We start from the raw sequence: 23,596 nt of genomic DNA, 5'->3' as shown, positions 1-23,596 counted from the left end.
ACGGCATGCGTACATCCATCGCCACCGTCTCCCTCAGTGGCTCCCTCACCGAGAAACTCACCGCCGCCTCCCGCGCCGGGTTCGACGGCATCGAGATCTTCGAGAACGACCTGCTCGCGAGCCCCCTCACACCTGAGGAGATCCGCGCCCGCTGCGCCGACCTCGGTCTCACCATCGACCTCTATCAGCCGATGCGGGACATCGAAGCCGTCCCCGCCGACGCCTTCGCCCGCAATCTACGTCGCGCCCGGCACAAGTTCGAGCTGATGTGCCGACTCGGTGCGGACACCGTGCTCGTCTGCTCCAGTGTCCATCCGCTGGCCGTGGACGACGACGCGCTCGCCGCGTACCACCTGCGTCAACTCGCCGACCTCGCCCAGGAGTTTGGCATCCGGGTGGCGTACGAGGCGCTCGCCTGGGGGCGGCACGTCAACACGTACACCCATGCCTGGCGCATCGTCGAAGCCGCCGACCATCCCGCGCTCGGCACCTGTCTGGACAGCTTCCACATCCTTTCCCGGGGCTCTGAACCCAAGAGCCTCGAAGGCATTGCGGACATCCCCGGCGAGAAGATCTTCTTCCTCCAGCTCGCCGACGCGCCCCTCCTCGCCATGGACGTCCTCCAGTGGAGCCGCCATTACCGCTGCTTCCCCGGCCAGGGCGGCTTCGACGTCGCCGGGCTCGTCCGGCACGTCCTGCGGACGGGATACGACGGCCCCCTGTCCCTGGAGGTCTTCAACGACGTCTTCCGTCAGGCCGACGCCGGCCCGACCGCCGTCGACGCGCACCGGTCGCTGCTGGTGCTCCAGGAGACGGTCGGCGTCGCCACCCCGCCCGCCCCGGTCGTCCCCACCGGCGTCGCCTTCGCCGAACTCGTCACCCCCGACGCCGAACCGGTCGCCGCCGTACTCGGTGCCCTGGGCTTCGCCCGCACCGCACGCCACCGCACCAAGCCGGTCGACCTCTGGCAGCAGGGCGAGGCCCGCATCCTGGTCAACACCTCGGGCGCCGCCCGCCGCGACGGCACCGGCCTCGCCGCCATCGGCCTCGAATCACCGGCCCCTGCCGCCGCCGCCCGCCGAGCCGAGGCCCTCCTCGCGCCCGTACTGCCCCGCCGTCGCGCCACCGAGGACGCCCCGCTCGACGCGGTCGCCGCCCCCGACGGCACCGAACTCTTCTTCTGCGCCACCGACCAGCCCGAACTCCCCAACTGGCGCGCCGACTTCACCGACACCGGAAACCAGGCAGCCAAAGGCGTCCGGCGCATCGACCACCTCGCCCTCACCCAGCCCTGGCATCACTACGACGAAGCCACCCTCTTCCACCGCAGCGTCCTCGGCCTGCAAGCCCAGGAGAGCGTCGATGTCGCCGACCCGTACGGCCTGATGCGCAGCCGAGCCGTCACCAACCCCGACGGCAGCGTCCGTATCGCCTTGAGTGTCGGGGCGGCTCCCACCGACGACACCGTGCACGCCCAGCACATCGCGCTGGCCACGGATGACGTGGTCGCCGCGGCGCGGCGGTACCGGGAGGCGGGCGGGCGGCTGCTGCCGATCCCGGCCAACTACTACGAGGACCTGGCCGCGCGGTACGAATTCGCGGACGGCGAGCTGGCCACGTACCAAGAACTCGGCATTCTCTACGACCGTGACGCCCACGGCGAGTTCCGGCACTGCTACACCATGACCGTCGGGCGGGTCTTCTTCGAGCTCGTGCAGCGGGAAGGCTATCGGGGGTACGGGGCGCCGAACGCACCCGTGCGGCTGGCCGCGCAGCACTCCGCGCGGGCCGTCATTGGCGGCTGACGGTGCGGGTCACACCGGCGATGACCGTGGTGGCCAGGATCCAGCCGGCCAGTACCAGCACATACGACAGCCACTGCTGGCCGCCGTCCGGCGCGAACGCCGGTTCCTGGCCGAAGGAGATCACCGGCAGCAGCAGGTCGAGGGTGTAGAAGACCGGGTTGAAGTCCGGGGCCTCGCCCGCCTTCAGGGGTGGGGGTGCGTGCAGCGCGAACACCAGCGAGCCGACCGCGAGCAGCGACATCAGCCAGCCCAGGGCGCGCATCGGGCGGAAGCCGTAGCCGACGGTGGCGTCCTGGACATGCCCCCACAGGCGGCCGTACCAGGGGAGTGTGGTGCGGTATCGGCGCTGCTTGGCGAGCTGGACGAGGCGGGCGGCGTGGTCGTCGCCGGTACGGCGGTACGACGCCGTCAACTGCTCGTATCCGTGCGGGTCGAAGGTGTCCTCGTCCCGCTCCAGCATGGGCAGACGTCGCTCCGGTGGTACATGCGGGGTGAGCGAGGTGTAGGTGAGGTCGAGCACGCGGACCTGGTCCGGGAGCATCTCGGGCTCCAGGTTGAGGTGCTCGATCTGGGAGCGGCGGAGGTTGAGTCTGCCCTCCATCGGCGGGCCCTTGCGCAGCCATATCTCGCCGATGACGCAGCTGCTCGCATGCAGCGCGGTGCCTCCGGGGTTGGAGAACCGGACGTACAGCAGGTCGAGCAGACCTGGTATGCGGGTGCCTCGCAGGTCGATCCTCCCCCGCGCGCTCAGCCGCCTGCACAGGACATTGGCACCCACCTGCAGTGCCTCGGAGTGGAAGGCGCGACCGTCGGGATTACTGAGCTCAGCTTCCTCTAGCCGGAGCGAGCCACTGATCGTGGCGCCGTCGAGCCGGACCTCGCCGCGCGTCCGCAACCGTGACGCGCACAGGTCCTCCCCGACCGTCACCTGGTGGAGTTGCAGGACCGGATCCTCGGTCCCCTCCGGCGCGGTGATCTCGGCCCCCTCCAGATACAGCGCCCCCGCGATCTGCGCCCCGCCGAGCCGCACCGGCCCCCCGAACCGGCAGCCCGTCAGCCGCAGCCCGCCATCGACCCGGACCCGGGCCGACGCCAGCCCTGGCAGCACCGACCCGCTCAGATTGAGGTACTTGAGCTGGGCGCCCGAGAGGTCGGGCACCTCGTCGAAGCGGCAGTCGCTCAGCCGTATGACGCTCTCGATCGTCGCGTACCGCAGATCCAGCACACCGGTGACGTGCGCGCCCGCCACCTTGAGGGCGGCGACCTCCCCGCTCACCACCGGGCCGTCGAGCAGCAGCGCCCTCAACACCACGGCGCGCACGGTCCGTTGGTCATCCGAGTCGTCCGTCGCGTCACCGAAGTCCACGGCCTCACCCTTGGGGAAGGCCTGCCATACGCGCAGTTCGGCCGGCGTCAGATCGTTGATCTCCATCAGGCGGGACTCTGACGCCGGCCGCGAAAGCTGTCAACTCGACGCTTCTCGCTACTCCTTCGACTCGACCGCGTGGCCGCCGAACTGGTTGCGCAGGGCCGCGATCATCTTCATCTGCGGGGAGTCGTCCTGGCGGGACGCGAACCGGGCGAAGAGGGAGGTGGTGATCGCGGGCAGCGGCACCGCGTGGTCGATGGCTGCCTCCACCGTCCAGCGGCCCTCACCGGAGTCCTGCGCGAAGCCCTTCAGCTTCTCCAGGTGCTCGTCCTCGTCGAGGGCGTTGACCGCGAGATCCAGCAGCCAGGACCGGATGACCGTGCCGTCCTGCCAGGAGCGGAACACCTCGCGGACGTTGTCGACCGACTCGACCTTCTCCAGCAGCTCCCAGCCCTCGGCGTAGGCCTGCATCATGGCGTACTCGATGCCGTTGTGAACCATCTTCGCGAAGTGCCCGGCGCCCACCTTGCCGGCGTGGACATAGCCGTACGGGCCCTCCGGCTTGAGCGCCTCGAAGATCGGCTTGAGCCGGTCGACGTGCTCCTTCTCGCCGCCGACCATCAGGGCGTAGCCGTTCTGCAGGCCCCACACGCCGCCGGAGACGCCCGCGTCGACGAAGCCGATGTCGTGCGCGGCCAGCTCCTTGGCGTGCTTCTCATCGTCCGTCCAGCGGGAGTTGCCGCCGTCGACCACGATGTCGTAGGGCTTGAGGTGACTGCCCAGCTGGTCGATCACGAGCTGGGTGGGGCCGCCGGCCGGGACCATGACCCACACCGTGCGCGGCGCGTCGAGCTGGTCGACGAGGTCGGCGAGGCTCGCCACGTCGGACAGTTCCGGGTTGGTGTCGTAGCCGACGACGGTGTGGCCGGCTTTGCGCAGACGCTCGCGCATGTTGCCGCCCATCTTACCGAGACCAACAAGGCCGATCTGCATGTCAGTTCACTTCCCTCTGGACGCCCTGCGCGTCCGATGCGTTCTTGAGCGAGCGGTACGCGGCCACGAGGGCGGCCGTGGACGGGTCGAGACCGGGGACGTCGGCCCCCTGGGTGAGGGCGGGTTCGACCCGCTTGGCGAGGACCTTGCCCAGTTCCACGCCCCATTGGTCGAAGGAATCGATGTTCCAGACGGCGCCCTGCACGAACACCTTGTGCTCATAGAGGGCGACGAGCTGGCCGAGGACCGACGGGGTCAGCTCGGGGGCGAGGATCGTGGTGGTGGGGTGGTTGCCGAGGAACGTGCGGTGCGGGACCTGCTCCTCGGGCACCCCCTCAGCGCGCACCTCGTCCGCCGTCTTGCCGAAGGCGAGCGCCTGGCCCTGGGCGAAGAGGTTCGCCATCAGCAGGTCGTGCTGCGCCTTGAGCTCGTCGCCCAGCTCGGCGACCGGGCGGGCGAAGCCGATCAGGTCGGCCGGGATGAGCCGGGTGCCCTGGTGGATCAGCTGGTAGTAGGCGTGCTGCCCGTTGGTGCCGGGCGTGCCCCACACCACCTGGCCGGTCTCCCAGCCCACGACCTGCCCGTCGCGGTCCACCGACTTGCCGTTGGACTCCATGTCCAGCTGCTGGAGATACGCCGTGAACTTCGACAGGTAGTGCGAGTACGGCAGCACCGCGTGGGACTCGGCGCCGAAGAAATTGCCGTACCAGATGCCGAGCAGGCCAAGGAGCAGCGGGGCGTTGGCCTCGGCGGGTGCGGTGCGGAAGTGCTCGTCGACGGTGTGGAAACCGTCGAGCATCTCGCGGAAGCGGTCCGGGCCTATGGCGATCATCAGGGACAGGCCGATGGCCGAGTCGTACGAGTACCGGCCGCCGACCCAGTCCCAGAACTCGAACATGTTGTCCGGGTCGATGCCGAAGTCCGTGACCTTCCCGGCGTTGGTCGACAGCGCCACGAAATGCTTCGCCACCGCCTTGTCGTCACCGCCGAGCCCGGCCAGCAGCCAGGAACGCGCCGAGGTGGCGTTGGTGATCGTCTCGATCGTCGTGAACGTCTTGGACGCGACGATGAAGAGGGTCTCCGCCGGGTCCAGGTCCCGCACGGCCTCGTGCAGGTCGGCGCCGTCGACGTTCGAGACGAAGCGGAACGTCAACTCGCGTGCCGTGAAGGGGCGGAGCGCGTCGTACGCCATGGCCGGGCCGAGGTCGGAGCCGCCGATGCCGATGTTGACGACATTGCGGATACGGCGGCCGGTGTGCCCGGTCCAGGCGCCGGAGCGGACCCGGTCGGCGAAGCCGGCCATCTTGTCGAGGACGGCGTGCACGCCGGGCACGACGTTCTCGCCGTCCACCTCGATCACCGCGTCCCGGGGCGCCCGCAGCGCGGTGTGCAGCACCGCCCGGTCCTCGGTGACGTTGATCCGGTCGCCGCGGAACATGGCGTCGCGCAGACCGGACACATCGGTGGCGGCGGCGAGTTCGCCGAGCAGGGCGAGGGTCTCGTCGTTGATCAGATGCTTGGAGTAGTCGATCCGCAGATCGCCCACGCGCACCACATAGCGCTCGGCGCGGGTGGGGTCGGCCGCGAACAGCTCACGCAGCCGCGGGCGCTGGAACGCGTCCGCGCGGTGGTCCTCAAGCGCCGTCCACTCGGGGCGCCGGGTGAGCCGGGGGGTCTCAGACATGGGAGGGCGTCTCCTTGGCGGCCTCGCCCCGCAGGGCGATGGCGTACATCTCGTCCTGGTCGAGGCGCCGCAGCTCCTCGGCGATGAGTTCGGAGGTGGTGCGGACCTTCAGCGCGAGGGTGCGCGACGGCTGGCCCGGCAGGGACAGCGTGGCCAGCGGGCCCTCGGGACGGTCGATGACGATCTCGCCGTCGGCGGTGCCGAGGCGGACCGCGGTGACGACGGGACCCGCCGTGACCACGCGGTCGATCGTCACGTTCAGCCGCGCCTCCAGCCAGCGCGCCAGCAGCTCGGCGGCCGGATTGTCGGCCTCCGCCTCCACGGCCCCCGAGATGATCTGGGTGCGGGCCTGGTCCAGGGCCGCGGCCAGCATCGAGCGCCACGGGGTGAGCCTGGTCCAGGCGAGGTCGGTGTCGCCGGGCGCGTAGGACCGGGCGCGCACCTCCAGGTCGGCCAGCGGGGTCTCGGTGGCGTACAGGTCGGTGATCCGGCGCTGGGCCAGCGCGCCCAGCGGGTCCTTCGCCGGGTTCTCCGGCGCGTCCACCGGCCACCACACCACGACCGGCGCGTCCGGCAGCAGCAGCGGCAGCACCACCGAGTCGGCGTGGTCGGACACCTCGCCGTACATGCGCAGCACGACCGTCTCGCCGGTGCCCGCGTCGGCGCCCACCCGGACCTCGGCGTCGAGGTGGGAACGGGTGCGGTCGCGCGGGGTGCGGGCGTGCCGCTTGATGACGACCAGGGTGCGCGCCGGGTGCTCGTGCGACGCCTCCTCGGCCGCCTTGATCGCGTCGTAGGCGTTCTCCTCGTCCGTGACGATGACCATCGTCAGGACCATGCCCACGGCCGGCGTGCCGATCGCGCGGCGGCCCTGCACCAACGCCTTGTTGATCTTGCTTGCCGTGGTGTCGCTCAGGTCGATCTTCATGGCCTGCGCCAGCTCCGTCCGTCTCGTGCGAGCATCTCGTCGGCTTCCTCGGGTCCCCAGCTCCCGGACGCGTACCGCGCCGGCCTGCCGTGTGTGTCCCAGTACTCCTCGATGGGGTCGAGGATCTTCCAGGACTCTTCCACTTCCTGGTGACGGGGGAACAAATTGGCGTCTCCAAGGAGCACATCCAGGATGAGCCGCTCGTACGCCTCGGGCGAGGACTCCGTGAAGGACTCGCCGTACGCGAAGTCCATCGTCACGTCCCGGATCTCCATCGAGGTGCCCGGCACCTTGGAGCCGAACCGCACCGTCATGCCCTCGTCCGGCTGGACCCGGATGACGATCGCGTTCTGCCCGAGCTCCTCGGTGGCGGTCGAGTCGAACGGCGAGTGCGGGGCCCGCTGGAAGACCACCGCGATCTCGGTGACCCGCCGCCCGAGCCGCTTGCCGGCGCGCAGATAGAACGGCACGCCCGCCCAGCGCCGGTTGTCGACGTTCAGCCTGACGGCGGCGTAGGTGTCGGTCCTCGACTCCGGGTCGATGCCGTCCTCGTCGAGATACCCGGGCACCTTCTCGCCGCCCTGCCAGGCCCCCGCGTACTGCCCGCGCACGGTGTGCGCGCCGAGGTCCTCGGGCAGCTTGACGGCCCTGAGCACCTTCAGCTTCTCGGTGAGCAGCGAGGCTGCGTCGAAGGCGGCGGGCTCCTCCATGGCGGTGAGCGCCATCAGCTGCAGGAGGTGGTTCTGGATGACGTCACGGGCGGCGCCGATGCCGTCGTAGTAGCCGGCCCGGCCGCCGATGCCGATGTCCTCGGCCATCGTGATCTGCACATGGTCGACATACGACCGGTTCCAGATCGGCTCGAACATCTGGTTGGCGAAGCGCAGCGCCAGGATGTTCTGGACGGTCTCCTTGCCCAGATAGTGGTCGATCCGGAAGACCTGCTCCGGGTCGAACACATCGTGCACGATCGCGTTCAGCTCCCGCGCGCTCGTCAGATCCCGCCCGAACGGCTTCTCGATGACCGCCCGCCGCCACGACCCCTCCGGGGCGTCCGCCAGACCGTGCTTCTTCAGCTGCTGCACGACCTTCGGGAAGAACTTCGGCGGTACGGAGAGGTAGAAGGCGTAGTTGCCGCTGGTGCCGCGCGCCTTGTCCAGCTCCTCCACGGTCTGGCGCAGCCGGTCGAACGCCGTGTCGTCGTCGAAGTCACCGGGGATGAACCGCATGCCTTCCGACAGCTGCTGCCAGACCTCCTCGCGGAACTCGGTACGGGCTTGCTCGCGCACCGAGTCGTGCACGATCTGCGCGAAGTCCTCGTCCTCCCAGTCCCGGCGGGCGAACCCGACCAGCGAGAAGCCCGGCGGCAGCATGCCGCGGTTGGCGAGGTCGTACACGGCCGGCATCAGCTTCTTGCGGGACAGGTCGCCCGTGACCCCGAAGATGACGAGCCCGGACGGTCCTGCGATACGGGGGAGCCGGCGGTCCCGCGCGTCACGCAGCGGGTTGTCCCAGTCCCAGTCCCAGTCGGAGGAGGTCATTCCGCGTCAGCTCCCTTGCTGCCCTTGCTGCCCTTGCTCCCGAGCGACTTCTTGACGGCGTCCAACAGGTCCTGCCACGCCACCTCGAACTTGGCGACGCCCTCGTCCTCCAACCGGGTGACCACCTCGTCGTAGGAGATGCCCAGCGCCTCCACGGCGGCCAGGTCGGCACGGGCCTGCGCATAGCCGCCGGTCACCGTGTCGCCGGTGATCTCGCCCCGGTCGGCGGTGGCGTCGAGGGTGGCCTCGGGCATCGTGTTGACGGTGCCGGGGGCGACCAGTTCGTCCACGTACAGGGTGGGCTTGTAGGCCGGGTCCTTCACGCCGGTCGAGGCCCACAGGGGGCGCTGCTTGTTGGCGCGGGCGCCGGTGAGGGCGGTCCAGCGCTCACCGCTGCGTGTTGAATTGTCGGCAGAGCCGAACCCATCTTCGTACGCCTCATAGGCGAGCCGGGCGTTGGCGAGCGCGGCCCTGCCCTTGAGCGCGAGGGCGTCGTCCGTGCCGATCGCCGCCAGCCGCTTGTCGATCTCGGAGTCGACGCGGGAGACGAAGAAGGAGGCCACGGAGTGGATGCCGGACAGGTCGAGGCCGTTCGCGGCGGCCTTCTCCAGGCCGGCCAGGTAGGCGTCCATGACCTCGCGGTAGCGCTCCAGGGAGAAGATCAGCGTGACATTGACGCTGATGCCGAGGCCGATGACCTCGGTGATCGCCGGGAGGCCCGCCTTCGTCGCCGGGATCTTGATCATCACGTTGGGCCGGTCGACCAGCCAGGCCAGCTGCTTGGCCTCGGCGATCGTGGCCGCCGTTCGGTGCGCGAGCCGCGGGTCGACCTCGATGGAGACCCGGCCGTCCCGCCCGCCGGTGGCGTCGTACACGGGCCGCAGGATGTCGGCGGCGGCCCGCACATCGGCGGTGGTCATCATCCGCACGGCCTCGTCGACCGTGACGCCCCGCGCAGCCAGGTCGGCGAGCTGCTCCTCGTAGCCCTCACCGGAGCCGATGGCGGCCTGGAAGATGGAGGGGTTGGTGGTGACGCCGACGATGTGCCTGCTCGCGATGAGCTCGGCGAGGTTGCCGGACTCGATCCGCTTGCGGGAGAGGTCGTCCAGCCAGATCGAGACGCCTTCGTCGGAGAGGCGCTTCAGCGTGTCCGTGGTGGCGGTCGCTTCGGTGGTCACAGTGATCAACTTCTTTCAGGCGTTTGGATCAACCGCGGGCGGCGGCAAGGGATTCCCGGGCGGCCGCGGCCACACGGTCGGGCGTGAAGCCGTACTCCGCGAACAGGGTCTTCGCATCGGCGGAGGCGCCGAAGTGCTCCAGGGAGACGATGCGTCCGGCGTCGCCCACGAACCGGTACCAGGTCAGCCCGATCCCGGCCTCGACCGCGACCCGCGCCTTCACGGCCGGCGGCAGTACGCTCTCGCGGTACTCGCGCGACTGCTCCTCGAACCACTCCACGGACGGCATCGACACCACCCGGGTACCGATCCCCTCGGCTTCCAGCAACTCCCGTGCGGCGACGGCGAGTTGGACCTCGGAACCGGTGGCGATGAGGACGACGTCCGGGGTCCCGGTGGACGAGTCCTGGAGTACGTAACCACCCTTCGCCGCATCGGAGTTGGGCGCGTACGTCGGCACGCCCTGGCGGGTGAGCGCGAGGCCGTGCGGGGCCGGTTCGGTGGAGTGCCGGCGCAGGATCTCGGCCCAGGCGATCGCCGTCTCGTTGGCGTCGGCGGGCCGCACGATGTTCAGGCCCGGGATGGCCCGCAGTGACGCCAGATGCTCGACCGGCTGATGCGTCGGACCGTCCTCGCCGAGCCCGATGGAGTCATGCGTCCAGACGTACGTCACCGGCAGCTGCATCAGCGCGGACATGCGCACGGCGTTGCGCATGTAGTCGGAGAACACCAGGAAGGTGCCGCCGTAGATACGGGTGTTGCCGTGCAGGGCGATCCCGTTCATCTCCGCGGCCATCGAGAACTCACGGATCCCGAAGTGGACGGTACGGCCGTAGGGGTCGGCCTCGGGCAGCGGGTTGCCCTTGGGCAGGAACGAACTCGTCTTGTCGATGGTGGTGTTGTTGGACCCGGCGAGGTCGGCGGACCCGCCCCACAGCTCGGGGACGATCGCGCCGAGCGCCTGGAGCACCTTGCCGGAAGCGGCGCGTGTGGCGACGGCTTTGCCTTCCTCGAAGACCGGGAGCGCGGACTCCCAGCCCTCGGGCAGCTGACCGGCGACGACGCGGTCGAACAGCTTGGCGCGCTCGGGGTCGGCGGCGCGCCAGGCGCCGAGCCGCTTGTCCCAGGCGGCGTGTGCCTCGGCGCCCCGGTCCAGGGTGCGGCGGGAGTGGGCGAGGACCTCGTCGGCGACCTCGAAGGACTGCTCGGGGTCGAAGCCGAGGATGCGCTTGGTGGCGGCGATCTCGTCGGCGCCGAGGGCGGAGCCGTGGGAGGTCTCGGTGTTCTGCGCGTTGGGGGCGGGCCACGCGATGATGGTGCGCATCGCGATGATCGAGGGGCGCTCGGTCTCGGCCTGCGCCGCCTTGAGCGCCGCGTACAGCTCGGCCACGTCGATGTCACCGCCGAGCGCGGGCTCGATCCGCTGGACGTGCCAGCCGTACGCCTCGTAGCGCTTCAGCACGTCCTCGGAGAACGCGGTCGCGGTGTCGCCCTCGATGGAGATGTGGTTGTCGTCGTAGAGGAAGACGAGGTTGCCGAGCTTCTGGTGCCCGGCGAGGGAGGAGGCTTCGGCGGAGACGCCCTCTTCGAGGTCGCCGTCGGAGACGATCGCCCAGATGGTGTGGTCGAACGGGGACTCGCCCTCGGGAGCCTCCGGGTCGAACAGACCGCGCTCGTAGCGGGCGGCCATCGCCATGCCGACGGCGTTGGCGACACCCTGGCCGAGCGGGCCGGTCGTCGTCTCGACCCCTGCCGTGTGCCCGTACTCGGGGTGGCCCGGCGTCTTCGACCCCTGCGTCCGGAACGACTTGAGGTCGTCGAGCTCCAGCTCGTACCCGGCGAGGAAGAGCTGGGTGTAGAGGGTCAGCGAGGTGTGCCCGGGGGAGAGGACGAAACGGTCCCGGCCCGTCCACTCGGGGTCGGCGGGGTCGTGCCGCATCACCTTCTGAAAGAGCGTGTACGCGGCCGGGGCAAGGCTCATCGCGGTGCCCGGGTGGCCGTTGCCGACCTGCTGTACGGCATCGGCCGCGAGGAGGCGGGCCGTGTCGACGGCACGCCGGTCGAGTTCGGTCCATTCGAAACTGTCCGGGGTCTGCGTGCTCATCTTCAAAAAGTCCTCGATCGGAGCGAAGTAGCTGGTCCAACGCGTTCAAAAGTAAAAGTCTGACTTTTGAGAAGGAAGGTCGCCGTGTGTCAGGCTGTGGTGAAAGTGGGACACCGCGAGGAGTGCCGCGCACGGCTGAGCGGGGTGCCTGCGCGACTGAGACTGCATGAGACGGACATGGCGGATATGACGGACGTGAGCGCTGAATCCGGCGACGGGATACGGACGTTCCCGTTCCCGGTCGATCTGAGCGTCCTGGGCGTCGGGATGCAGGTCGGCCAGATGGGCGCGGGACGCACCTGGCACGCCGCCGACGCGCCGCTGGAGCGTGTGCACCGCATCGACTTCCACATCGTGATGCTCTTCGACGAGGGCCCCGTACGCCACATGATCGACTTCGCCGAGTACGAGGCGAACGCGGGTGACGTGCTGTGGATCCGGCCGGGTCAGGTCCACCGTTTCTCGGGGACCGGCGGCTACCGGGGCACCGTCCTGACCATGCAGCCCGGCTTCCTGCCTCGTGCCACGGTGGAGGCGACCGGCCTCTACCGCTACGACCTTCCGCCCCTGCTCCACCCCGACGACGCCCGGCTCACCGCTCTGCGCTCGGCGCTGGCCCAGCTCCAGCGTGAGTACGAGGACACGACCACCCTGCCGCTGAGCCTGCACACGGCGGTGCTGCGGCATTCGCTCACGGCGTTCCTGCTGCGGCTGGCCCATCTCGCGGCGAGTTCGGCGGAGGCCGCGCGGCAGCAGGGGGACACGACGTTCACGCTCTTCCGGGATGCGGTGGAGAAGGGGTTCGCCGTCAACCACAGCGTCAGCGCCTACGCCGATCAACTCGGATACTCGCGGCGCACCCTCGTCCGCGCGGTCCGCGCCGCGACCGGGCTCACGCCCAAGGGCTTCATCGACAAGCGCGTGATTCTGGAGGCGAAGCGACTCCTCGCCCACACCGACATGCCGATCGGCCGGATCGGAGTGGCGGTCGGATTTCCGGACGCGGCGAACTTCTCCAAGTTCTTTCACCAGCACACGGAGATGACGCCGGCGGCGTTCCGGGCGGAGCTTCGTTGACCGGCGTGGGGTAGGTCAACGGGCGGTGGCGAGAGCGAGGCCATGACGTCGAGGCAGGGGCTCTCGGAAGCCTGCTCCCTGCGGGCCAACACACACACCAGGCCGTGCCGGCGGTGAAAAATCAACGGCGGTCGTCCGGGCGTGATGGTAAACATCCTGCGTGGCGAAGATACTTGAGTTCCCTTTCCTGCTGGAGCTGATCGACGAGCGGTCGGTCGCGTTCCGGGCCGCGGTCTCCTCCGCGCCCAGCCTCGATGCGCCGGTGCCGACCTGCCCCGAGTGGACGCTGCTCGACCTGGCGCACCATCTGGGCGGGGTGCACCGCCGCTGGGCCGCCACGGTCGCCGCGGGGCCCGCCGACGCTCGGCCGGCCGGGACCGCCCCGGAGGACGCCCCGGCCGCGCCCAGGGAGCGCGAGGCCCTGCTGGCATGGTCCGCCGAGGCGACGGCGCTGTTGCTGAGCGCGCTGCGCGAGGCCGGTCCGGATCGCGGTTGCTGGACCTGGTGGGGTGCCTCGGAGTCGCCGCAGAACTCCGGTGCCGTCGCCCGGCATCAGGTCCAGGAGGTCGTGGTGCACACCTACGACGCCCAGATCACCGTGGGCGCTCCGCAGCCGCTGCCGGACGAGGCGGCCCTCGACGGTGTCGACGAGTTCCTGACCACCTGCGTCGCGACGCCGAGCCCCTGGCCGCACGAGCCCGCGGTCATCGACTTCCACGCCACCGAGGGCCACTCCTGGCGCCTCTCGCTCTCCGCGGAGGGCGCACACTCCACCCGTCTCACCACGCCGGACGCCGCTGCCGCCGCCTCGACCTCGGTCCGGGGCACGGCCGGTGAGCTGGTCCTCGCGCTGTACAGCCGTATTCCGGTGGACTCCCTGAAAGTCGACGGCGACCGACGCCACTTCGACCTGCTCGAGGCCTGGGAGCCGGAGGAATAGGACGTGGCGGCGGGGCGCCTTGACAGGGGGTTCCCGTATGCCTACGAAACCAGCATGACCGCCCACGAAGAAAAAGCAGAAGACAAGAACGAAGGCAAAGAGGACCACATGCCCGTGTCCCCGCCGGACACCGACATCGCGGCGGCCAATGCCTCCGTCACCCTGGTGGAACGCCTCGCCGAAAAGCTCGGCGGCCGCGCCTCGGTCACCGCTGTCTACGGCGAACCCGTCACGGCGGACGGCATCACCGTCATCCCGGTCGCCAAGGTCGGCTTCGGCTTCGGCGGCGGGGCGGGGCGCACGGCAGAGGGTGTCAAGGTCGGGGACGGCGGAGGAGGCGGGGGAGGGGTCGAGGCCAAGCCCGTCGGCTACATCGAGATCAAGGACGGCGTCACCGCCTACCGGCCCATCCGGACCGGCTGGGGCACCTGGGGCCAGATCGGCCTCCCCCTTGCCGCCCTCGTCCTCGGCATCGCCCTCCCGAAGGCGGTCCAGGCACTCCGGCGCCGCCGCTGAACGCACCGAAGGCGGGGGCCGCACCCTTGCGGCGTGCGGCCCCCACCAGTGGAGCACTTAGCGACCGAAGTTGAACCAGTTCACGTTCACGAAGTCCGCGGGCTGGCCGCTGGTGAAGGTGAGATACACGTCGTGCGTGCCGGTCACCCCGCTGATGTTCGCCGGGATCGTCCGCCACGACTGCCAGCCACCCGTGTTGCCCACCGCGAAACTGCCAACCGGCGCGTTGGTACGGCTGTCCAGGCGCACCTCCACCAGACCGCTGACGCCGCCCGCCGCACCGCTCGCCACCCGGGCGACGAACTGGGTGGCCGCGGCGGAACCGAAGTCGACACCCCGGTACAGCGCCCAGTCGCCGTTGGCGACGGCACCGATGTTCTGTCCGCCACCCGAGTCGGCGGTGGACTCGGTGCTCACGCCGCCCTGGCCGTCGTAGGACTCGGCCTGGATGGCGCTGTAGGCGTCACGGTTGCCTGTCGGCGGGGGCGTGGTACCGCTCCCACTGGACAGCACCTGGACATAGTCCACGACCATCGGACGGCCGGGCTGGGTGTCGCCGTCCAGGCCGCCGCCGAGGGCGTCCGGGAAGGCGCCGCCCATCGCCACGTTCAGGATGATGAAGAAGCCGTGGTTGGTGGCGTTGGACCAGGTCGCCGCGTCCATCTGGCCCGCGTTGACCGAGTGGAACTGGGTGCCGTCGACGTAGAAGCGGATCGTCTCGGGGCTCACCGAGCGGTCCCACTCCATCGTGTAGGTGTGGAAGCCCGACTGGCATGTCGAGCCCGGGCACGCCGTGTAATTGCCTAGTCCGGTGGTCTCGTTGCACGGGCCGCCCGGGTTGGTGCCGCAGTGCATCGTGGCCCACACCCGGTTCATGCCCTGGACGTTCTCCATGATGTCCAGCTCGCCGACGCTCGGCCAGTTCTGGTAGTTGCCGCGATAGGGCGCGCCCAGCGTCCAGAAGGCCGGCCAGTAGCCCTCGGCGGCGGTGCCGGTGACGTTGGGCATCTGGATACGGCCCTCGATGCGCAGCTTGCCGCCCGCCGGGGGCTGGAAGTCGGTGCGCACGGTCTCGATCCGGCCCGAGGTCCAGCGGCCGGCGGAGTCCCGCAACGGGGTGATGCGGAGGTTGCCGTTGCCGTCGAGCGAGACGTTGTCGGTGCTGTTCGTCATCGTCTCGACCTCGCCGGTGCCCCAGTTGGCGGGGCCGCCGGGATACGAGGTGCCGATGTCGTACTGCCAGTTGGAGGTGTTCACGCCGGTGTTCGCGGCGCCGTTGAAGTCGTCCAGGAAGACCTGGGTCCAGCCGGACGGGGGCGGCGGCGCGGAGGCGTTCGCGGACGGGGCGGCGACGGCGGCCATCAGACCGAGCGTGCCGAGCACGGCGAGCAGCGCACGCCGTGGGGAGCGGCGTCTGCGATGTATGCCGGAGGGGTCGCTCATGGGGTGCTGCCTCTCGGTGTACGGAGTGGGGAGTACGTCTGAGAGCGCTCTCAAAGTGTCGCCAATGTGCTCTTCGCCGTTCCGGCCGTCAAGAGGTGAAGCAGAGAAATCCCTTGCGTCACGCACAAGTTCACCCTATGAAGACGTGAGCATGGGAGAAGGGACCCCGACCGCATGGAACTCGTCTTCACCGGCGCGGTGATCGAATGGCGCGGCCCGGCGCCGTACTACTTCGTCCGGGTGCCGGACGAGGAGTCCGCCGACATCCGGGAGGTGGCGGCGATGGCGACCTACGGGTGGGGAGTGATCCCGGTCGAGGCGAGGATCGGCGAGGTGGCCTTCGAGACGTCGCTCTTCCCCAAGGACGGCGGGTATCTGCTGCCGTTGAAGAAGGCGGTGCGGGGGCGGCTCGGGTCGGGTGACGACGTGGCCGTGGAGATGACCGTGCGCCTCTAGGCACCGGCACGGGTGAGGTGCCGGTGCCTGAGTTCCGGAGGCGTCAGGCCTTCGTCGTCACGCGGGGCGCGGGTGTCGGTGTCTCCTCCCGCAGCCCGAACCGGTCGTGCGCCCGGCGCAGCGCCGTCGGTGCCCACCAGGCGCGGCGGCCGAGCAGCGACATCGTCGCCGGGACCAGCAGCATGCGTACGACCGTCGCGTCGATCAGCACCGCGAGGGTCAGGCCCAGGCCGATCTGGAGGATCGGTGCGAAGCCGCCCGTCATGAAGGCGCCGAACACCACCGCGAGGAGCAGTGCCGCGCAGGTGACCACGCGCCCGGAGCGGCGCAGTCCGGTGACCACGGCCTCCTGGTCGTCGCCGGTACGCTGCCGTGCCTCGCGCATCCGGGCCAGGATGAACAGCTCGTAGTCCATGGCCAGTCCGAAGGCGATCGCCACGATCAGCGGCGGCGCGGTCAGGCTCAGCGCGTCCAGGCCCTCGCCGCCGAGCAGCCCGGCCAGGTGCCCGTCCTGGAAGACCCACACCACGACGCCGAGCGCGGCGCCCAGGCTGAGCAGCGTGGTGAGGATGGTGCGCAGCGGGATCAGCAGGGAGCCGGTGAAGGCGAAGAGCAGGGCGAAGATGCCGGCCAGGACGGTGACCGCGGCCCAGGGCGCCCGTTCGGCGAGCATCTCCCGGAAGTCGACCAGGCGGGCGGCAGGACCGGTGACCTCGATCGGCTCGTCGCCGCGGACGTCCCGTATCCGCTCGACCAGGGCGGTGGCCTCCGGGCCGTCCACGCTGCCCGGTGGCCGGACGCGGAGGACCGTCGTCCCGCCGGGCAACGGGTGGGACTCGACCGCCGGGGACAGGGCACGGATCCGGTCGACGGTCCCCGTCTGCGCGCCCGGCTTCAGCACGACGGTGATCGGGGAGACGCCGGTGCCCGGCGGGAAGTGCGCGTCGAGGGTGTCGTACAGCTGCCGTGCCTCGGTGCTCGACGGCAGTTGCTTGGCGTCGCCGAGGTTGATGGTCATGCCGGTGACGGGCAGTGCCAGGACCAGCAGGACCGGTACGACGGTGGCCACCACGGCGACCCGGCGGCGGGCCGAGAAGCGGGCCAGGCGGGCGAAGACGTGGCCCTCCTCGCGCCCCGGACGGACCTTCGCCGGGGCGATCCTCCCCCCGAACCTCGCCAGGAGCGCCGGCAGCAGTGTGAGCGCGGCCAGCATGTCGACGACCACCACGGCCGCCACGGCAAGGCCCATGCTCCGCAGGAACACGCTCGGGAACACCAGCAGCCCGGTCAGACTGACCGCGACCGTGAGCCCGGAGAACAGCACGGTCCGGCCGGCCGCCGCGACCGTACGGTGCACCGCCTCCACCACGTCCTCGGTGCTCCGGCGCTCCTCACGGAAGCGGACCACCATCAACAGGCCGTAGTCCACGGCGAGTCCGAGTCCCAGCATCGTGGTCACCTGGATCGCGTACACGGAGATGTCGGTGACCTCGCTGAACAGGAACAGCGCGAGGAACGCCCCCGCGATCCCGCTGACCGCGATCACCAGGGGCAGCGCCGCCGCGCGCAGCCCGCCGAACACCACGAGCAGCAGGGCCAGCACGACCGGCAGGGAGATCAACTCCGCGTTCCGGACGTCCTCCTGAGCCCGCTCACCGATCTGCGTGCCCAGCAACGGGCCGCCGCTGACCCGCACTTCGGGCGCGTCGATCTGCCGGATCCGCTCGGCCGCCGCGTTCACGGCGTCCTCCTCGGCGGTGTCGTCGAGCCCGCCTTCGAGGGTGACGGGGATGATCAGGGCCCGCCCGTCCTCGGCGGTGAGGCCAGGAGTGGCGTACGGGTCGGGCACGGCGGCCACCCCGTCGAGGGCCCGCACGTCGGCGACGGCCCGCTCGACCTGGGCCCGCAGCGCGGGGTCGGAGACGGCGGTGCTCTCGACGACGCCGGTGATCGACTCCCCGGCGGGGTCGGAGCGGTCGAGGTACTGCGCGGCGGCCTCGGACTCGGTGCCCGGGATGTCGGCCACATTGTCGGAGAGGCGGCTGAAGACGCCCGTGCCGAGGCCGAAGCCGAGCAGCAGGAAGAGCACCCACAGGACGATGACGGTGAGCGGGCGGCGGGTAGCCGCCCGGGCGAGCGTGGTGAGCACGGTCCCTCCCGGCAGGACGGTCGGTTGCCATCGCCCTCAGACTCGCGCCGTGGGGGTGGTCACCGGATCGCCGGTGGGAGCGGTTTGCGGGCCTCCGTCGCACGGGGGAGGAGCGCCCGGATCTCACTCGCTAGGGGGATCCCGGGGTCACGAGGCCCGTCTCGTAGGCGCAGATCACCGCCTGCACCCGGTCCCTCAGAGCGAGCTTGCCCAGCACATTGCTGACATGGGTCTTCACCGTGTGCTCGCTGACGAACAGGGTTGTGGCGATCTCGGAGTTGGACAGCCCGCGCGCCAGCAGCCGCAGCGTCTCCACCTCACGCGCGGTCAGGACGTCCAGGCGCTGCGGGGTGGCCTCGGCGGCGGCCTCCTCGCGGCGGCGCCGCACGATGTCCGCGACCAGCCGCCGGGTCACCGTCGGTGCGAGCAGCGAGTCCCCGGCGGCCACGACCCGCACGGCGTGCACGAGGTCGTCGCGCCGTACGTCCTTGAGCAGGAAGCCGCTGGCGCCCGCGCACAGCGCGTCGTACACGTACTCGTCCAGGTCGAACGTGGTCAGCATGACCACCTTGCAGCTCGACTGCCCGCACACCCGCCGGGCCGCCTCCAGACCGTCCATGACCGGCATCCGGATGTCGAGGAGCAGCACGTCGGGCGTGTGCCGCTGCACCGCGGCGACCGCGTCGGCGCCGTCGCCGGCCTCCGCGACCACCTCGATGTCGGCCTGCGCCTCCAGGATCATGCTGAAGCCGGCCCGCACCAGTTCCTGGTCGTCGGCGACCACCACCCGGATGCTCATCCGAGGGCCGCCTCCCGGTCGACGGCCGCGGGGAGCCGTACGACCACCTGGAAACCGCCCTCCGGTCCGCGCCCGGCCCGCGCGCTTCCCCCGCAGGCCGCGGCCCGCTCCCGGATGCCGATGAGCCCGTGGCCGCCGTGACCGGAACCCGGGCCCTGCCCGTCGTCCGTGACCGTCAGTGTCAACTCGTCCTCCGTCCAGTCGAGTTCGACGGTAGCGGAGGAGGCCCGGGCATGCTTGACGGTGTTGGTGAGGGCCTCCTGGATCACACGGAAGGCGGCGACCTCGGTGTCCTGGGGCAGCGCACGGGGTGCGCCGGAGGTGCGCACCTCCACGCGCAGTCCCGTGGACTCGCCGACCTGGCGGACCAGGCCCGGCAACTCGGCCACGCCCGGCTGCGGCAGCCGCCACGCACCGCCGTCGCCCCGCGGCTCCTTCAGCACGCCGAGGATCCGCCGCAGCTGGGCCATCGCGTCCCGCCCGGCACCGGCGATCGCGTCGAACGCGGCCTCCGCGCGCGCCGGATCGCTGCGCACCACCACCGGCCCGGCCTCGGCCTGCACCACCATCAGGCTCACCGCGTGCGCGAGGACGTCGTGCATGTCCCGGGCGATCCTGGACCGCTCCTGCGCGATGGCCCGCGCGGTGTCGGCGGCCCGCTCCCGCTCCAGGCGGTGGGCCCGGTCCTCCAGCTCGGCGGTGTACGCCCGCTGCACCCGGGCGAGCACGCCGAAGCCGTACGCGCACACCACGCTCAGCAGGTGGAAGGCGTACTCGAAGGGCTGCGGGTCCTCCTTGTGCAGCATCGTGAGGGAGACCCCGACCAGCCAGCCGACCAGCATCGCGCGCCGCTGCCAGGGCCTGCCGAGGGTGGCGATCGTGTACAGGACGACGATGCCGCCGTACATCACGTCGGGTGGCGGGGCGTGGTAGATCGCCTGCACGGGGGTGGCGACGGACACGGCGCACGCGGTGACGAAGGGGGCTCTGCGCCGCCACACCAGCGGCAGTGCCGTGGCAGCGCCGATCAGCCAGCCCTGCCAGGTCAGACGGTCGTCGCCCTCGTCGGGGAAGATCCACTGGAGCGAGGCGGCGAACAGCACGAGCGCGGCGAGCGCCGAGTCGACGACGTACGGGTTGGTCGTGCGCAGGCGCTCGGCGACGGGGGAGATCCAGGAACGAGCGGACACGGGCGGCTCCTCGGGGCGGCCCTTTCAGTATCGCGAGGGGGTTGTGCGTCGGCCTCACCGGTGAGAGGGATATCCGCCGGAGGGGGAGGGTGGCTGGGTCGTGTTGGGCGGCTGCGGGCTCGTTGTGGCTTGTCGCGCCCACGCGGCGGAGCCGCAATTTGATACAGCCCCGCGCCCCTCAGGGGCGCTGCCCCTACGTCCCCTTCTCCGGCCGCCACCCCAACCCCCGCGATATCCCCCGCGCCGCCAACCTCACCGCCGGCCCCAGCACCGGCACCTGGGCCTCCGCCTCCGGTACCACCACCGACACGGCCGCGACCACCGACCCGCCCGGCCCCCGTACCGGTGCCGCCACGGACAGGGCGTCGGGTGTGACCTGGCGGGTGCTCACCGCCACCCCCGCGCGGCGTACGTCGGCCAGCATGCGGCGCAGCCGGGTCGGGTCGGTGACGGTGTACGGCGTGAAGGAGGCAAGCGGGCCGGCGCAGTACTCCTCCTGGAACTCCGGGTCGGTGTGCGCGAGCAGGGCCAGCCCGACGCCCGTGGCGTGCAGGGGCCAGCGTGCGCCGACGCGGATGTGCACGCCGACCGCCGACCGTCCCGACAGCCACTCGATGTAGACGACCTCGGGCCCGTCCTGGACCGCCAACTGCACGTTTTCGTGCGTCGCCTCGTACAGGTCCTCCAGATAGGGCAGCGCGATCTGCCGCAGTGCCGGGCCGCGCGGTGCGAGTGCCGCGAGCTCCCACAGCCGTAGCCCGACGTGGTAGAGCCCGGCCTCGTCCCGCTCCAGCGCGCCCCACTCGGTGAGCGCGGCCACCAGCCGGTGCGCGGTGCTCAGGCTCAGCCCGGCCCGCCGGCCGATGTCCGTCAGGGACAGCGCCGGATGCTCCAGGTCGAAGGCCCCGAGCACCGACAGCAGCCGGTCGGGCGCGGAACGCGCGGGGGGCGGATCGGATGCCGTCACGCCAGTCCGGATTCGGCGACTCTCTGGAGCAGCGCGTGCAGCTGCTCGCGTTCGGTGGCGTCCAGGGGGCCGACCAGCTCATTGGTGACGCGCTGTCCGGCCTCGTCGGTGTCCCGCAGGAAGGCCCGGCCGCCGTCGGTGAGCACGATGATCCGGCTGCGGCGGTCGTCGGGGGAGGGGCGCCGCTCGGCGAAGCCCAGCTTCTCCAGGTCGTCGACGAGGCCGACGATCGCACTCGGGTCGTAGCCGAGCGAGGCGCTCAGCTCACGCTGGAGCGCGCCCGGCGTGGTGGCGAGGAGGCGAAGCACCGCGTAGTGCCGAAGCCGCAGGCCGGACTCCTGGAGGAAGGAGTTGAACAGCTGGCCGGAGCGCAGACCGAGGCGGTACAGCAGATAGCCCGTGTCCGCGTGCAGTGCCCGCATCCACGGTTCATCGGCGTCGATCGGTGCGGGGTTCGTCGTCGGCCGGCTGGCGATGGCGGGCTCCCTGGTCGAGGCCCCGGCGTGGGGCGGGCGTACGTACAGCACTCAGCATGACGCAAAGGTGCCTCGCCAACAACTATTGACGTCGACAATTATTGTTCTTACCTTCGATCTCGCAGTGCACCTCTCGCAGTGCACCTCGCAGCGCACCTCTCCTCGAAGGGACCCGCCCGTGCCCAGCATCGATCTCACCGGCAAGGCCGCCGTCGTCACCGGCAGCGGCCGGGGCCTCGGCCTCGCCTACGCCCACGCACTGGCCGCCCATGGCGCCTCCGTGGTCGTCAACGACGTCGACGAGGCCGTGGCGGAGGCGGCCGTGAAGTCCATCCGCGAGGCGGGCGGCACCGCCGTCGCCGAGGTCGTCCCGGTCGGCACGACCGAGGCCGCGGACCGGCTCGTCGCCCGTGCGGTCGAGGAGTTCGGGCGGCTGGACGTCCTGGTCACCAACGCGGGCATCCTGCGCGACAGGGTCCTGTGGAAGATGACCGACGACGACTTCGACGCGGTGATCACCACCCATCTCAAGGGCACCTTCACCTGCGCCCGCGCCGCCGCCGTCCGTATGCGCGAGCAGGGCGAGGGCGGCACCTTGATCCTGGTCGGCTCCCCGGCCGGGCAGCGCGGCAACTTCGGGCAGACCAACTACTCCGCCGCCAAGGCCGGCATCGCCGCCTTCGCCCGCACCTGGTCGATGGAGCTGGGCCGCGCGAACATCACCGTCAACGCGATCGTGCCGGTCGCCGCGACCGCGATGACCGAGACCATCCCCGCCTTCGCCCCGTACGTCGAGGCCCTGAAGAACGGGCAGCCGTTCCCGGACTTCCTGCGCAAGGGCGAGGGCTTCGGCACCCCCGAGGACTGCGCCGCCCTCGTGCCCTTCCTCGCCTCCGAGGCGGCCCGCGGCATCACCGGCCAGGCCATCGGCATCGGCGGCGACAAGGTGGCACTCTGGTCGCATCCGCAGGAGATCGCGGCGGCCTTCGCGGACGGCGGCTGGACCCCCGACACCCTGGCCGACGTCTGGCCCACCTCGGTCGGCGCCGAGCTCCAGTCGGTCGGTGTCCCGGCGCCCAAGTTCCCGGAGGCGTGATGGATCTGGACGAGCTGGTCGCGATCGACGTCCACACCCACGCGGAGGTCTCCTCCAAGGGCCACTCCTCCCTGGACGACGAACTGCACGACGCCTCCTCCGCCTACTTCAAGGTGGAGGGCAAGCGGAAGCCGACCCTTGAGGAGACCGCCGCCTACTACCGCGAGCGGAAGATGGCCGCCGTCATCTTCACGGTCGACGCCGAGTCCGCGACGGGCACGGCACCGGTCCCGAACGAGGAGGTCGCCGAGGCCGCCGCAGCAAACGCCGATGTCCTCATCCCCTTCGCGTCCATCGACCCCTTCCGGGGGAAGGCGGGCGTGAGGCAGGCGCGGCGCCTGGTCGAGGAGTACGGGGTGAAGGGCTTCAAGTTCCACCCCAGCGTCCAGGGCTTCTTCCCCAACGACCGCTCGGTGGCGTACGCCCTCTACGAGGTGATCGAGGAGACGGGCACCATCGCCCTGTTCCACACCGGCCAGACGGGCATCGGCGCGGGAGTGCCGGGCGGCGGCGGGATCCGCCTCAAGTACTCCAACCCGCTCCATGTGGACGACGTGGCCGCCGACTTCCCCCAGCTGAAGATCATCCTGGCGCACCCGTCCTTCCCCTGGCAGGACGAGGCCCTCGCGGTCGCCACCCACAAGCCGGGCGTCCATATCGACCTCTCCGGCTGGTCGCCGAAGTACTTCCCGCCCCAACTGGTGCAGTACGCGAACACACTGCTGAAGGACAAGGTCCTCTTCGGCTCCGACTTCCCCGTCCTCACCCCCGACCGCTGGCTCGCCGACTTCGCCAAGCTGTCGATCAAGGACGAGGTCAGACCGAAGATCCTCAAGGAGAACGCGGCCCGGCTCCTCGGGCTGACGAAACCGTAAGGGGCGTGAC

General features: G+C 70.7%; 20 protein-coding genes. 7 read left to right on the top strand and 13 right to left on the bottom strand.

Features of this window, described 5'->3' with window-relative positions; all coding sequences use genetic code 11:
* The first annotated feature begins 5 nt into the window (after positions 1 to 5).
* The gene (locus IE325_RS01185) at positions 6 to 1,805 is read left to right on the top strand and encodes a bifunctional sugar phosphate isomerase/epimerase/4-hydroxyphenylpyruvate dioxygenase family protein (RefSeq protein WP_190067731.1); all 1,800 of its coding nucleotides are present in this window, start codon (positions 6 to 8) and stop codon (positions 1,803 to 1,805) included.
* Here IE325_RS01185 and IE325_RS01180 read toward each other — a convergent pair.
* The 7 genes from IE325_RS01180 to tkt are packed head-to-tail and all read right to left on the bottom strand — an operon-like array spanning position 1,792 to position 11,602.
* Entirely contained in the window at positions 1,792 to 3,237 is a 1,446-nt protein-coding gene (locus tag IE325_RS01180) for a membrane-associated oxidoreductase (RefSeq protein ID WP_190067730.1), read from the bottom strand. The genes IE325_RS01185 and IE325_RS01180 overlap by 14 nt on opposite strands.
* Before the next feature lie 51 nt (positions 3,238 to 3,288).
* Positions 3,289 to 4,167 (bottom strand): phosphogluconate dehydrogenase (NAD(+)-dependent, decarboxylating), encoded by an 879-nt coding sequence (gnd, locus tag IE325_RS01175; RefSeq protein ID WP_190067729.1) that lies wholly within the window; start codon positions 4,165 to 4,167, stop codon positions 3,289 to 3,291.
* Position 4,168: 1 nt separating this feature from the next.
* Positions 4,169 to 5,851, bottom strand: a complete 1,683-nt coding sequence (gene pgi, locus IE325_RS01170; RefSeq protein WP_190067728.1) for a glucose-6-phosphate isomerase — start codon at positions 5,849 to 5,851, stop codon at positions 4,169 to 4,171.
* A complete protein-coding gene (gene opcA / locus IE325_RS01165; protein WP_190067727.1) occupies positions 5,844 to 6,779 on the bottom strand; it encodes a glucose-6-phosphate dehydrogenase assembly protein OpcA in 936 nt (311 codons plus the stop codon). The genes pgi and opcA overlap by 8 nt, the downstream gene beginning before the upstream one ends.
* Entirely contained in the window at positions 6,776 to 8,320 is a 1,545-nt protein-coding gene (gene zwf, locus IE325_RS01160; protein ID WP_190067726.1) for a glucose-6-phosphate dehydrogenase, read from the bottom strand. Before zwf ends, opcA begins: the two co-directional genes overlap by 4 nt.
* Complete coding sequence (gene tal, locus IE325_RS01155) at positions 8,317 to 9,507, bottom strand: transaldolase (RefSeq protein WP_190067725.1); 1,191 nt, start codon at positions 9,505 to 9,507, stop codon at positions 8,317 to 8,319. Before tal ends, zwf begins: the two co-directional genes overlap by 4 nt.
* 19 nt (positions 9,508 to 9,526) lie before the next feature.
* Positions 9,527 to 11,602: a transketolase gene (gene tkt, locus IE325_RS01150; protein ID WP_190067724.1), complete on the bottom strand. Its 2,076-nt coding sequence runs from the start codon at positions 11,600 to 11,602 to the stop codon at positions 9,527 to 9,529.
* Between the two features lie 186 nt (positions 11,603 to 11,788).
* On the opposite strand from tkt, the gene IE325_RS01145 reads away from it, so the two are divergent.
* The 3 genes from IE325_RS01145 (at position 11,789) to IE325_RS01135 (ending at position 14,135) form a co-directional block, all read left to right on the top strand.
* A complete protein-coding gene (locus tag IE325_RS01145) occupies positions 11,789 to 12,679 on the top strand; it encodes a helix-turn-helix domain-containing protein (protein ID WP_373315091.1) in 891 nt (296 codons plus the stop codon).
* 160 nt (positions 12,680 to 12,839) lie between these two features.
* On the top strand, positions 12,840 to 13,619 hold the full coding sequence (locus IE325_RS01140) for a maleylpyruvate isomerase family mycothiol-dependent enzyme (protein WP_190067722.1): 780 nt from the start codon (positions 12,840 to 12,842) through the stop codon (positions 13,617 to 13,619).
* Between the two features lie 108 nt (positions 13,620 to 13,727).
* Positions 13,728 to 14,135, top strand: coding sequence for a spore germination protein GerW family protein (locus tag IE325_RS01135; protein ID WP_229911604.1), 408 nt, complete (start codon positions 13,728 to 13,730; stop codon positions 14,133 to 14,135).
* Positions 14,136 to 14,192: 57 nt separating this feature from the next.
* Here IE325_RS01135 and IE325_RS01130 read toward each other — a convergent pair whose 3' ends face one another.
* Positions 14,193 to 15,578, bottom strand: coding sequence for a glycoside hydrolase family 16 protein (locus tag IE325_RS01130; protein WP_190067720.1), 1,386 nt, complete (start codon positions 15,576 to 15,578; stop codon positions 14,193 to 14,195).
* Between the two features lie 174 nt (positions 15,579 to 15,752).
* On the opposite strand from IE325_RS01130, the gene IE325_RS01125 reads away from it, so the two are divergent.
* Positions 15,753 to 16,034, top strand: a complete 282-nt coding sequence (locus IE325_RS01125) for a DUF1905 domain-containing protein (RefSeq protein ID WP_190067719.1) — start codon at positions 15,753 to 15,755, stop codon at positions 16,032 to 16,034.
* A gap of 43 nt (positions 16,035 to 16,077) precedes the next feature.
* Here IE325_RS01125 and IE325_RS01120 read toward each other — a convergent pair whose 3' ends face one another.
* The 5 genes from IE325_RS01120 to IE325_RS01100 form a co-directional block, all read right to left on the bottom strand.
* Positions 16,078 to 18,183 (bottom strand): MMPL family transporter, encoded by a 2,106-nt coding sequence (locus IE325_RS01120; protein ID WP_190067718.1) that lies wholly within the window; start codon positions 18,181 to 18,183, stop codon positions 16,078 to 16,080.
* 130 nt (positions 18,184 to 18,313) lie between these two features.
* Positions 18,314 to 18,982, bottom strand: a complete 669-nt coding sequence (locus IE325_RS01115) for a response regulator (protein ID WP_190067717.1) — start codon at positions 18,980 to 18,982, stop codon at positions 18,314 to 18,316.
* The gene (locus IE325_RS01110) at positions 18,979 to 20,172 is read right to left on the bottom strand and encodes a sensor histidine kinase (RefSeq protein WP_190067716.1); all 1,194 of its coding nucleotides are present in this window, start codon (positions 20,170 to 20,172) and stop codon (positions 18,979 to 18,981) included. The genes IE325_RS01115 and IE325_RS01110 overlap by 4 nt, the downstream gene beginning before the upstream one ends.
* 193 nt (positions 20,173 to 20,365) lie before the next feature.
* Positions 20,366 to 21,139 carry an IclR family transcriptional regulator gene (locus tag IE325_RS01105; protein ID WP_190067715.1) on the bottom strand — a complete coding sequence of 258 codons (774 nt, stop codon included), beginning with the start codon at positions 21,137 to 21,139 and terminating at the stop codon, positions 20,366 to 20,368.
* Positions 21,136 to 21,561, bottom strand: a complete 426-nt coding sequence (locus IE325_RS01100; RefSeq protein ID WP_190067714.1) for a MarR family winged helix-turn-helix transcriptional regulator — start codon at positions 21,559 to 21,561, stop codon at positions 21,136 to 21,138. Before IE325_RS01100 ends, IE325_RS01105 begins: the two co-directional genes overlap by 4 nt.
* A gap of 232 nt (positions 21,562 to 21,793) precedes the next feature.
* Here IE325_RS01100 and IE325_RS01095 point away from each other — a divergent pair, with 232 nt between their 5' ends.
* Together IE325_RS01095 and IE325_RS01090 are read left to right on the top strand one after the other, a co-directional pair.
* The gene (locus tag IE325_RS01095) at positions 21,794 to 22,711 is read left to right on the top strand and encodes an SDR family NAD(P)-dependent oxidoreductase (RefSeq protein WP_308437609.1); all 918 of its coding nucleotides are present in this window, start codon (positions 21,794 to 21,796) and stop codon (positions 22,709 to 22,711) included.
* Entirely contained in the window at positions 22,711 to 23,586 is an 876-nt protein-coding gene (locus IE325_RS01090; RefSeq protein WP_190067713.1) for an amidohydrolase family protein, read from the top strand. The genes IE325_RS01095 and IE325_RS01090 overlap by 1 nt, the downstream gene beginning before the upstream one ends.
* Positions 23,587 to 23,596: the final 10 nt, after the last annotated feature.

This window comes from Streptomyces lanatus (assembly GCF_014655715.1).
GTDB lineage: Bacteria > Actinomycetota > Actinomycetes > Streptomycetales > Streptomycetaceae > Streptomyces > Streptomyces lanatus.
The sequence above is the reverse complement of the archived record's forward strand: the minus strand, read 5'-3'. Positions and strand labels throughout refer to the sequence as shown.

Excerpts from the sequence above, each read along its gene's own strand:
- IE325_RS01130 (WP_190067720.1), bottom strand. The coding sequence starts at position 15,578 with ATGAGCGACCCCTCCGGCATACATCGCAGACGCCGCTCCCCACGGCGT.
- IE325_RS01180 (WP_190067730.1), bottom strand. The coding sequence starts at position 3,237 with ATGGAGATCAACGATCTGACGCCGGCCGAACTGCGCGTATGGCAGGCC.
- IE325_RS01145 (WP_373315091.1), top strand. The coding sequence starts at position 11,789 with ATGACGGACGTGAGCGCTGAATCCGGCGACGGGATACGGACGTTCCCG.
- tkt (WP_190067724.1), bottom strand. The coding sequence starts at position 11,602 with ATGAGCACGCAGACCCCGGACAGTTTCGAATGGACCGAACTCGACCGG.
- IE325_RS01185 (WP_190067731.1), top strand. The coding sequence starts at position 6 with ATGCGTACATCCATCGCCACCGTCTCCCTCAGTGGCTCCCTCACCGAG.
- IE325_RS01135 (WP_229911604.1), top strand. The coding sequence starts at position 13,728 with ATGCCCGTGTCCCCGCCGGACACCGACATCGCGGCGGCCAATGCCTCC.
- IE325_RS01100 (WP_190067714.1), bottom strand. The coding sequence starts at position 21,561 with ATGCGGGCACTGCACGCGGACACGGGCTATCTGCTGTACCGCCTCGGT.
- pgi (WP_190067728.1), bottom strand. The coding sequence starts at position 5,851 with ATGTCTGAGACCCCCCGGCTCACCCGGCGCCCCGAGTGGACGGCGCTT.
- opcA (WP_190067727.1), bottom strand. The coding sequence starts at position 6,779 with ATGAAGATCGACCTGAGCGACACCACGGCAAGCAAGATCAACAAGGCG.
- gnd (WP_190067729.1), bottom strand. The coding sequence starts at position 4,167 with ATGCAGATCGGCCTTGTTGGTCTCGGTAAGATGGGCGGCAACATGCGC.
- IE325_RS01090 (WP_190067713.1), top strand. The coding sequence starts at position 22,711 with ATGGATCTGGACGAGCTGGTCGCGATCGACGTCCACACCCACGCGGAG.
- IE325_RS01125 (WP_190067719.1), top strand. The coding sequence starts at position 15,753 with ATGGAACTCGTCTTCACCGGCGCGGTGATCGAATGGCGCGGCCCGGCG.
- IE325_RS01115 (WP_190067717.1), bottom strand. The coding sequence starts at position 18,982 with ATGAGCATCCGGGTGGTGGTCGCCGACGACCAGGAACTGGTGCGGGCC.
- zwf (WP_190067726.1), bottom strand. The coding sequence starts at position 8,320 with ATGACCTCCTCCGACTGGGACTGGGACTGGGACAACCCGCTGCGTGAC.